Origin of the sequence: Mesorhizobium sp. M1322 (genome assembly GCF_040318085.1) — a bacterium.
Classification (GTDB): Bacteria; Pseudomonadota; Alphaproteobacteria; order Rhizobiales; family Rhizobiaceae; genus Mesorhizobium.
Genome location: NZ_JAMYLP010000143.1, coordinates 1 through 9,182, shown reverse-complemented (window position 1 = coordinate 9,182; position 9,182 = coordinate 1). Strand labels below are relative to the sequence as shown.

12 protein-coding genes are annotated in these 9,182 nt (G+C 64.7%); 9 read left to right on the top strand and 3 right to left on the bottom strand.

The window, feature by feature from the left end; all coding sequences use genetic code 11:
• From NKH12_RS29010 to NKH12_RS28995, 4 genes are all read left to right on the top strand, one after another.
• Positions 1 to 295 (top strand): hypothetical protein (locus NKH12_RS29010; RefSeq protein ID WP_352956270.1); only part of this gene is annotated, 295 nt, incomplete at its 5' end.
• 55 nt (positions 296 to 350) lie between these two features.
• A complete protein-coding gene (locus tag NKH12_RS29005; RefSeq protein WP_352956269.1) occupies positions 351 to 737 on the top strand; it encodes a hypothetical protein in 387 nt (128 codons plus the stop codon).
• An 88-nt stretch (positions 738 to 825) separates the two neighbouring features.
• Positions 826 to 1,428, top strand: a complete 603-nt coding sequence (locus tag NKH12_RS29000; RefSeq protein WP_352956268.1) for a DUF6456 domain-containing protein — start codon at positions 826 to 828, stop codon at positions 1,426 to 1,428.
• 137 nt (positions 1,429 to 1,565) lie between these two features.
• The gene (locus NKH12_RS28995) at positions 1,566 to 1,832 is read left to right on the top strand and encodes a hypothetical protein (RefSeq protein ID WP_352956267.1); all 267 of its coding nucleotides are present in this window, start codon (positions 1,566 to 1,568) and stop codon (positions 1,830 to 1,832) included.
• A 558-nt stretch (positions 1,833 to 2,390) separates the two neighbouring features.
• Here NKH12_RS28995 and efp read toward each other — a convergent pair.
• The gene (efp, locus tag NKH12_RS28990) at positions 2,391 to 2,957 is read right to left on the bottom strand and encodes an elongation factor P (protein WP_292509035.1); all 567 of its coding nucleotides are present in this window, start codon (positions 2,955 to 2,957) and stop codon (positions 2,391 to 2,393) included.
• 129 nt (positions 2,958 to 3,086) lie between these two features.
• Here efp and epmA point away from each other — a divergent pair, with 129 nt between their 5' ends.
• Complete coding sequence (epmA, locus tag NKH12_RS28985; protein WP_352956266.1) at positions 3,087 to 4,130, top strand: EF-P lysine aminoacylase EpmA; 1,044 nt, start codon at positions 3,087 to 3,089, stop codon at positions 4,128 to 4,130.
• A gap of 52 nt (positions 4,131 to 4,182) precedes the next feature.
• Here epmA and NKH12_RS28980 read toward each other — a convergent pair whose 3' ends face one another.
• Positions 4,183 to 4,551: an endonuclease domain-containing protein gene (locus tag NKH12_RS28980; RefSeq protein WP_352956265.1), complete on the bottom strand. Its 369-nt coding sequence runs from the start codon at positions 4,549 to 4,551 to the stop codon at positions 4,183 to 4,185.
• Between the two features lie 278 nt (positions 4,552 to 4,829).
• Positions 4,830 to 5,426, bottom strand: coding sequence for a DUF922 domain-containing Zn-dependent protease (locus NKH12_RS28975; RefSeq protein ID WP_352956264.1), 597 nt, complete (start codon positions 5,424 to 5,426; stop codon positions 4,830 to 4,832).
• Positions 5,427 to 5,661: 235 nt separating this feature from the next.
• On the opposite strand from NKH12_RS28975, the gene msuE reads away from it, so the two are divergent.
• The 4 genes from msuE to NKH12_RS28955 form a co-directional block, all read left to right on the top strand.
• A complete protein-coding gene (gene msuE, locus NKH12_RS28970) occupies positions 5,662 to 6,213 on the top strand; it encodes an FMN reductase (RefSeq protein WP_352956263.1) in 552 nt (183 codons plus the stop codon).
• A gap of 53 nt (positions 6,214 to 6,266) precedes the next feature.
• A complete protein-coding gene (locus tag NKH12_RS28965; protein ID WP_352956262.1) occupies positions 6,267 to 7,631 on the top strand; it encodes an LLM class flavin-dependent oxidoreductase in 1,365 nt (454 codons plus the stop codon).
• Between the two features lie 24 nt (positions 7,632 to 7,655).
• A complete protein-coding gene (locus tag NKH12_RS28960; RefSeq protein WP_352956261.1) occupies positions 7,656 to 8,504 on the top strand; it encodes an ABC transporter permease in 849 nt (282 codons plus the stop codon).
• Between the two features lie 57 nt (positions 8,505 to 8,561).
• Positions 8,562 to 9,182, top strand: a 621-nt coding sequence (locus NKH12_RS28955; protein ID WP_352956260.1) for an ABC transporter substrate-binding protein, incomplete at its 3' end; no start/stop codon positions are given.

The window sequence follows — 9,182 nt, the reverse complement described above, 5'->3', positions numbered from 1 at the left end:
CCCCCCCCCCCCACCTGCGGGCGCCCACCGGCCCCGGCGCCCCCCCCCCCCCGGGGCTCGCACCGCGGTCCGGGGCGCGCGGCCCCCTCGCCCCGGGCGCCCCGCGCCGGCCCGCGCAACGGCCGGAGCCGTTCCCCTCACGGCTCCGGCCACGAATGTCCGCGAGTGCAATGCCGGCCTTTCTTGCATCCGCACCGAGGACGGCACGGTCATCGTCTTCGATCGGCGCACGGGCAGGGCGGTTTCCGGCGCCACCCGTGAGGCGGCCGAGGCGAAGCTTGGCCGCCGGAGGTGATCGTCCTCCCCGGACGAGCTTCGGCATCTACGCAACCTTTCAATGGAACAACACCATGCCCGCCTACACCGATACGGAATTGCAAAGCATCGCCCGCACGCCGGCCAGGCTGGCGCCGCCGGTCTGGCTGCCCCAGCGCCAGTTCGTGCGCGAGATCCACGGGCCCGAGGCCCTCAGGGTGCCGGCGCCCCGCCCCTTAGCCGCCGCCGGGCGCCGGCCGCATGTCGCGGCTATGCGCTTCATCGACTGCCTGTTCAACCGCTGCCGTGCGCCGCTCGATCTGACGCTCGAGGAAGACCCCGAAAACGATGCGCCCGGCAGCCGGCCGGGACTGGAGATGCTGTGCTGCGGCCTGCGCACGCAGCCACTGAAAAGCTACTGCGCCTATCACGCGGCGCGCTTCTGCGACCATCGCCGCACAGCGCTGGCGGATACGGCGTGAACTGGGTCTTGCGTTCCTTTCCCCACTTCTGTGGGACGAGGAACCCAGGTTCTGCGAAGCGCAGCAAATCACCAACGAGGAGCCACCGATGAGCAAGAAGACAGCCAAGGTCAAGGCGCCCAAGCCGCCCAAACTAGCCAAGGGCGAGGCCGAGCAGGTGCGCATCCGCAAGGAGGTCGGCCATGATTTCGCGCTGAAGGACGACGCTTTCGGCCGCAAGCGGCTGGCGGTGGGCACGTTGGAGGCGAGGCGCATCTATGAGGTTTCCAATGACGGCCCGCCCGGCGGCATCGTGCGGGTGCGCAATGTCGACCCGCTGACCGGCATCACCTCGCTGTCGCGCCAGCAGCGCGAGGCCGGCATGCGCTACCGCGAGGATTTTCGCGTCTCGGCGCAGGACGGCGTCAAGCCGATGGCGCTGACGGAGCGCGTCGACGGCGGCCGCATCGGCGGCGGCGTTGCCGACCGTATCCTGTCGGCCGGCCGCGCCTATGCCGACGCCACCAGGGCGCTTATGCATTGGGAGGTGTCGGGCGTGGTGCAAAAAGTCTGCTGCCATGGCGAAACGGTGAAGAGCCTCGCCGAACAGACGGGCGAGCCGCGGGATGTGGTGTCTAAACTGCTCAAGATCGGGCTGGATTTGTTGGCGGTGCATTACGGGATGATGCTGATGCGGCGGCCGCGGGGGTAGGGCGCGAGCGGACGGGCGGGGCGCCGGACCGATGGGGGATCAGGCTAGAGGCGAACCTCGATCGGCCAGCATCCTCCGATTGAAGGGCGCGGGCTTATTGACGGCCTGTTACGGTGCGCCATTGCTGGTAGATCGCAATGCCAAAGCCACCGCTAGACCCTCACTTCGCAGACGTGGCGCCGACCTCTTCGGTGCTGACCGCCTATGACGAGCACTGCATGCTGACTTACATCCGGCTGCTCGATGCTTCGGCGGACGGGGCCGATTGGCGTGAGGTCGCCCGCACCGTTCTGCACATTGATCCGAACCAGGAGCCGGAACGGGCATTCCGGGCTTGGGCGACGCATCTGGCGCGCGCTCGCTGGATGACCGGGAACGAGGGTTGGCGCCCATCGGCACGATGAGCGGCGTGGATGACGCCGGGCATTTTCCGTGGAACTGCCGTCCCGGTTTGCCCGTTTAGATAGGAATCCAACTGGGAAGCGCCCGATGAACTCTTGGCAAATTAACACTTTGGAGGCGTGCTGCCTTCTTGCCGTTCCGCTGTCGATGATCCTTACGGTTCTGGTAGCGGGTCTCATCCTTGGCTGAATCCCCGCTGCAGTGTCCCATAAAGAAGGCTCTTCCCGGCCCGCATGGTGGCACGGGCCGATCGCGGGTTGCGGCCCTACTTTGGCATTCTGCGACGATCAGGCGCCGTAGCGAGCACACACGGTCTCGCTCGCCGTATACTTAAGGGGATTGTTAAGAGACAGGATTAACGCGTATTAGCGATTTAGAGTTAACAAAGGGTTTTCCGGTGACGCTGCTTCAAATCTCCTCGATCGTGGCCGAACTCGCAGTCTCCTACGTCACGATTGCACTTACATATCTGGCAGCTGTGTACGCAATTTGCTCCCGCTACTAGCCGCCGCGCGTCCCGCCGGCAGCGCGCGCCGCCTGTCGCTCGCAAGCGACCCCTCTCAATCCTTCGCCCGCTCCACATACGCGCCATCGGCCGTCATCACTACCACGCGGGTGCCGGCGCTGATGTGCGGCGGCACCAGCGTGCGCACGCCGTTGGACAGCGTCGCCGGCTTGTAGGACGAAGAAGCCGTCTGGCCCTTGGTCACCGGCTCGGTCTCGACCACCTCGAAGGTGGCGCGCTGCGGCAGCACCAGCGAGATGGCGATGCCATTGTGCTGCGAGATCTGCACCGCCATGCCTTCCGTGAGATAGGGCGCCATCTCGCCGACCACGCTTTCCGACACCGCGACCTGGTCGTAGCTTTCCGGGTTCATGAAATGGAAGCCTTCCGAGTCGCGGTAGAGGAAAGTGTGCTCGCGCTCCTCGACATAGGCGCGCTCGACCTGCTCGGTGGTGCGGTAGCGCTCCGAAACCTTCACTCCATCGGAGATGCGGCGCATGTCGAGCTGGGTCACCGGCGTGCCCTTGCCCGGATGGATGTTTTCGGCAAAGAGGATCACATAGAGCTTGCCGTCCTTTTCGACGACATTGCCTTTGCGTAGGGAACTGGCGATGACCTTCACGGGCTTTATTCCTAAGAGCGTTGACTGGCCTGGGAGCGCCGACTGGCGCAAATCGGCTGCGGGAGCCGTTCGGTGCGGCCTAGCGCATCTTGGCGACAATCGCCAGTCCTCCATGCAAATCCGGCTGTCATGACCGCCGCCTCGCCCTGGTGGACGCCTGATGTTCACGCCGACCGACGGCCGCGGCTGATCCTGCGCAATGCCATCACTGCGGCCCTGCGCGACTGGTTTGCCCGCCGCGACTTCGTCGAGGTGGAGACGGCGGCGCTGCAAATCTCGCCCGGCAACGAGGCGCATCTGTCGGCCTTCGCCACCGAGGCGATCGGCCCGGACGGCGCGAGTCAGCCGCTCTATTTGCACACCTCGCCGGAATTCGCCTGCAAGAAGCTGCTCGCCGCCGGCGAGAAACGCATCTTCAGCCTGAGTGCCGTCTATCGCAACCGCGAGCGCGGCCCGTTGCACCATCCGTCCTTCACCATGCTCGAATGGTATCGGGCTGATGAGACCTATGAGAGCCTAATGGAGGATTGCGCAGGGCTTGTCGCGCTGGCCGCCAAGCGCGCCGGCACAAAACGTTTCGCCTTTCGCGGCCGCGAGGCCGATCCGTTCGCCGAGCCCGAACGGTTGAGCGTCGCCGAGGCCTTCATGCGCCATGCCGGTATCGATCTGCTGGCCACGGTCGCCGCCGACGGCAGCACCGATCGCGAAGCGCTGAACGCGGCTCTGATCAAGGCGGGCTTACGCACGGCGCCCGACGACAATTGGGCCGATCTGTTCAGCCGGGTGATGGTGGAAAAGATCGAGCCGGCGCTGGGGCAGGGGCGCGCCACCATCCTTTACGGCTATCCGATTTCGGAGGCCGCCCTTGCCCGGCCGAGCGCGGATGATCCGCGCGTCGCCGAACGCTTCGAGCTCTATTGCTGCGGCGTCGAGCTGGCCAACGCCTTCGGCGAGCTGACCGACGCCGCCGAGCAGCGCCGGCGCTTCATCCTCGAGATGGACGAGAAGGAGCGCATCTATGGCGAACGCTATCCGATCGACGAGGATTTCCTCGCCGCACTGGCCATCATGCCGCAGGCAAGTGGCGCCGCACTCGGCTTCGACCGGCTGGTGATGCTGGCAACTGGGGCCGTGCGGGTCGAGGATGTGATGTGGACGCCGGTGACGGGGTGAGGCGAGGGCGAGTTGGCTGAGGGGGACTCTGCCGCTATGCCAAAGGAAAAGATCAGCGCCTGTCCAGCCCCGCCTCGATGACGATATGCTGGCAGACATTGTCGATGTCGCGAATGACGTCGTCGTTCCAGAAGCGCAGGATGGTCCAGCCGCTGCTCTTCAAATAAGCGCTGCGTGCTGCATCGCGCTCCATGTGTTCAGCGTCCGCGTGCTGGCTGCCATCAACCTCGACGACCAGGCGGTGTGTCGGACAGGCAAAATCAACGATGTAGGGTCCGATTGGCACCTGCCGGCGAAAGCTCAGCCCCATCAGTCGATGGGCGCGAAGCTCGTTCCACAGTTTCAACTCGGCCTCGGTCATCACACGGCGCATGGATTTAGCGTTCTTGCGCTGACGTGACGGAACGAGATCGTGACCCATCAGGCACCCTCGTTTTGTAGGCTGGCGACATCGTCGATGACAGCTGATCTCCCCCCTTGCGGGGAGATGCCCGGCAGGGCAGAGGGGGGTGGGAAGGATCGCAAACTTTCGAGCTAATCCCTTTCCAACCGAAAACCAGCCTGAGGGCGTGCCTACGATTGGTTGAGAGTTCGGCGGGACAGCACCCCCCTCTGTCCTGCCGGACATCTCCCCCGCAAGGGGGGAGATCGGCCGTCATCAATGCTTTCGCTAGCCTCGCTGTGGCTCGCATCCTTCCCCTACCGCCCCATCAGCAAGGCGACGGCGAGCTGCTGTAGATTGCCGCGCGGGGCGAATTCTATTCGGTCGAAATCGCGGCTTGCCTGCCGCTGCGCCTGGGAGAGTTCGGCAAGCCGCCGGGTCATTTCGGTCCTGATCTTGCTGCAGCCGGGATCGTCGGGGACGGACAGGCCGATGGTCGCCGTCTCGATCTTGCGGACCATGTCGACGATGATGTCGCCATGCACCTTTTCGTGGGCGGCGAGGCCAGCGGCGAAAACGTCCCAACTCTTCTGCACGGTGGCCGGCACCGGCCCGGACGTTTTGGGCAAGGTGTAGGTTATGATGAGCTTCGGCCGCGCCGACACCAGCACGCAGGCATTGCCTTGTCGCTGATAGTCCCTGACCCAGGTCAGCTTGAAATTGGTGTAGGCCATGGCGCGGACCTTGCCTTTACCGATCATCGGCCCGCGCTCGCCCATCGAGGTATGAAGCTGGGGACCGGTCTGCCCTGAAACGGCGTAGGTCTCTACCTTCTCGACCGGCTTCCATCCCGCCTGCGCCGGCGATGCCAGCAAACAGGCCAGAAGAAGACACATCAGATTGACTGTTTTCATGCGAATCCCCCGGGCGGATGGCTTTGGTGCGCTGAGATCATCAACGCATGGCCGGAATGCGGTCAAGGCGCCCTTGCCAAACCCGGCGTTCGCATTTCGCGTCGAATGAACCAATCAACGGGGATGTGCCGCAAACTCAATCCGCTTGGCGGGTTCGTTTTGAAATCTTCTTTCTGATCTAATTCTATAAACTAAGTAGAGTAATGCACAGAAGCCGTTTTGCGAGGAGTCCAAAATGTCGAAAAAGCTGGTGGTGGGGCTGTCGGGCAACCTGAGCCGACCGTCGAAGACCAAGGCGTTCATCAGCCACATCGTCGCGGAGGTGGCGAGCAGCACCGGTGCAGCCTCGACCGTTTTCGACATCGAGGATCTCGGTCGGTCGTTCCCGCAGGCAAGGCGCATTGGCGATCTGGATCCGTCGGCCAGGAACATCGTCGAGGAATTGCTGGCGGCCGATGTCCTGGTGATTGGCTCGCCGACCTTCAAAGGCAGCTACACCGGGCTTTTCAAGCATTTCTTCGACCTGCTCGACCCGTCATCCCTGAGGGGAAAGCCGGTCATCCTTGCTGCAACCGGCGGCGGCGATCGTCATTCTCTGGTGGTCGAACATCAGCTGCGGCCGCTGTTCGGCTTCTTCGAGGCGCTGACCCTGCCGACCGCGATCTACGCCTCCGACAAGGACTTCGCCAACGGCGTCTTGGTGTCCGAAGCCATCCATGCTCGCGCCAGGCAAGCGGTCGCCGAGGCGTGCCGGGCGGTGCCGCGCAGCGTCGGCCTTGCCGCCTGAACACCGGTCAGTGACCTCGATTCCCTTTCCGCACAGCTCAGAAGGAACCCGCAATGACCAGACCCAGCAAGTCCCGGCAGATCAAGCTTGGTGCTTTCCTGCCCGGTGGCGGACAGCACATCGCCGCCTGGCGCCATCCTGACGCGCCGGCCGACGGCGCGACGAATTTCGAGTTCCACAGGCAGCTCGCGCTGACCGCCGAGCGCGGCCTGTTCGACGCCTATTTCCTCGCCGACAATCTGACCGTCGGCCTCGGCGCCCGCGAAGGCGGCAATGCCAAGATCGCCGGGTACGAGCCGGTCACGCTGTTTGCTGCATTGGCGCCGCTCACCACGCATCTGGGCTTCATCGCCACTGCCTCCACCACCTATGAGGAGCCCTATACGCTCGCCCGCAAGTTTGCCTCGCTCGACCTTCTGTCGAACGGCCGGGCCGGCTGGAATGTCGTAACCTCGGCGGGCGATGACACCGCGCGCAATTTCAACCGCGAGGCGCAGCCTGCCCACGCCGAGCGCTATGCCCGGGCGCATGAGCATGTCGAGACGGTCAAGGCGCTGTGGGACAGCTGGGAAGACGATGCCTTCATCCGCGACAAGAAGTCGGGGCGCTTCTACGACAAGGACAAGCTCCACGACATCGATCACAAAGGCCCGCATTTCAGCGTCAAAGGCCCGCTCAATGTGCCGCGTCCGGTGCAAGGGCATCCGGTGGTGGTGCAGGCCGGGCAGTCGGAGGACGGACGCAAGCTCGCCGCCCAATCGGCTGAGGTCATCTTCACCGCCCATCAGAACCTGGCCTCGGCGCAAGAATTCTACCGCGACATCAAGGCGCGCGTGGCGGCAATCGGCCGCGATCCCGGACAGGTGCTGATCATGCCGGGCGTAGCACCCTTCGTCGGCCGCACCGAAGAGGAAGCCCGCGCCAAGTATCAGCAGCTGAACGAGCTGATCCTGCCCGAGGATGGCGTGGCCCTGCTCAACGGGCTGGCCGGCCAGACGCTCGACATCACCGGTTATCCGCTCGACGGGCCGCTGCCGCCGAGCAAGGAGACCGAAGGCATGAAGAGTCGCCAGGCCCTGATCCGCCAGATTGCCGACGAGCACAACTTCACCATCCGCCAGCTCTACCAGTGGGTGGCAACGGCCCGCGGCCACTACACCGTCATCGGCAGCGCGGTGCAGGTCGCCGATCAGCTGGAGGAATGGTTCGGCAATGAGGCCGCCGACGGCTTCAACATCCTGCCGCCGTGGCTGCCTGGCGCGCTCGACGATTTCGTCGACCTGGTGATCCCCGAGCTGCAGCGCCGCGGCCTGTTCCGCACCGCCTATGAAGGCAGGACCCTGCGCGAGAATCTTGGCCTCAGGCGGCCGGAAAATCCCTGGACCGCCGCCCGCTCCAAGGTGCTGGCCGCCGAATAATTCCCTGAAGCAAAGGGCAAGACGATGAGTTTGCAACACATCGAGCAGCGGGTGACGATCGATGCACATGGCGGCAGAACCAGCCTTGGCGCCGATTTCCCGCGCCTGGTCAACCGGACTGTCGTCCGCTTCCTGTCCCGTTTCGGCATCCTGATCGGCTTCCTCGCGATCTGGCAGGTCTCGAGCAGCGCGGGATGGGTCAACGCGGCGGTATTGCCGCCGATCGACACGATCGTCACCGCATTGTGGAATGGTTTGGCCGGCGGCACCTTGCTTGGCGACATCGCCATCAGCCTGCAGCGCGCCGGCCTCGCCTTCGCGGCGGCTGTGGCGGTTGCCATCCCGCTCGGTCTGTTCATGGGCCAGGTGCGTGCCGTCGAAACCGCGCTTGATCCGATCCTGCAGGTTTTCCGGCAGACCTCGGCGCTGGCGCTCTACCCCGTGTTCATCCTGCTGCTCGGGCTGGGGGAGGCCTCAAAGGTGTTCGTCATCTTCTGGGCGACGCTGTTTCCGCTGCTGCTCAAAACCAGCAGCGGCGTCAAGCACGACGATCCGAAACTGCTCGAAATGGCCCGGGTCTATGGCGCCACGCGGCTCACCGCGTTTCGCCGGGTCGTGCTTCCGGGGGCTGTCCCGTCGATCTTCGTGGGCTTAAGGCTGAGTGCGACCACGGCGCTGTTGCTGCTGATCGCCTCCGAAATGATCGGCGCCAACAAGGGCATCGGCTTCCAGGTGATGAACGCGCAGTACAACTTCCAGATCCCGCTGATGTTTGCGGCGATCGTCATCCTCGCCGGCCTCGGCCTGATCGCCAACCAGGCGCTGGTCAGCCTGCAGCGGCGGCTCTGCCGCTGGAGCAATCCCATCGACTGACCAGCCTTTCGCCATCCTCTCCAACAGGCACCATCCTCCAACAGGAAAGACCGGACCATGCCAATTACTCGCCGTTCCCTGCTTGCCGGCGCTCCCTTTGCCGCCGGCATCATCGCCACCGGCCTGCCTCGCTTTGCCGCTGCGCAAGTCGCGCCGGTCACGTTGCGCTACCTCGCCAGCCGCGGCAGCATCTCGCCGCATGAGCTGGCGGAAGAGCTCGGCTATTTCAGGGACGTCGGCGTCAAGCTGGAGAATGTCGGCTACTCCGGCGGCGGCCCGGAATCGCTGTTCGCGCTCGCCTCCGGCAGCGTCGATCTCGGCTCGGCCGCGACCGCTGCGGTGATCAATTCGATCTCCGGCGGCAACGACTTCGTCGCCGTCTATCCAAGCAACGGCATCAACAGGCAAGTGCGGAGCGTCTTCTACGTGCTGGAAGACAGTCCGATCAAATCGATTGCCGACATCGCCGGCAAAACCATTGCGGTCAACACGCTCGGCGCCCATCTCGACTATACCGTGCGCGAGGCGCTGCACGGCGTCGGCCTGCCGCCGAATGCCGCCAACCTCGTCGTGGTGCCCGGGCCGCAGCTCGAACAGACCTTGCGGTCGCGCCAGGTCGATATCGCCGCGCTAGGCTATGGGCAGGCGACGTTCGCTGGCGCGCGGGGGGACAAGGGC

Excerpts from the sequence above, each read along its gene's own strand:
- NKH12_RS29005 (WP_352956269.1), top strand. The coding sequence starts at position 351 with ATGCCCGCCTACACCGATACGGAATTGCAAAGCATCGCCCGCACGCCG.
- NKH12_RS29000 (WP_352956268.1), top strand. The coding sequence starts at position 826 with ATGAGCAAGAAGACAGCCAAGGTCAAGGCGCCCAAGCCGCCCAAACTA.
- NKH12_RS28995 (WP_352956267.1), top strand. The coding sequence starts at position 1,566 with ATGCCAAAGCCACCGCTAGACCCTCACTTCGCAGACGTGGCGCCGACC.
- epmA (WP_352956266.1), top strand. The coding sequence starts at position 3,087 with ATGACCGCCGCCTCGCCCTGGTGGACGCCTGATGTTCACGCCGACCGA.
- NKH12_RS28980 (WP_352956265.1), bottom strand. The coding sequence starts at position 4,551 with ATGGGTCACGATCTCGTTCCGTCACGTCAGCGCAAGAACGCTAAATCC.
- NKH12_RS28975 (WP_352956264.1), bottom strand. The coding sequence starts at position 5,426 with ATGAAAACAGTCAATCTGATGTGTCTTCTTCTGGCCTGTTTGCTGGCA.
- msuE (WP_352956263.1), top strand. The coding sequence starts at position 5,662 with ATGTCGAAAAAGCTGGTGGTGGGGCTGTCGGGCAACCTGAGCCGACCG.
- NKH12_RS28965 (WP_352956262.1), top strand. The coding sequence starts at position 6,267 with ATGACCAGACCCAGCAAGTCCCGGCAGATCAAGCTTGGTGCTTTCCTG.
- NKH12_RS28960 (WP_352956261.1), top strand. The coding sequence starts at position 7,656 with ATGAGTTTGCAACACATCGAGCAGCGGGTGACGATCGATGCACATGGC.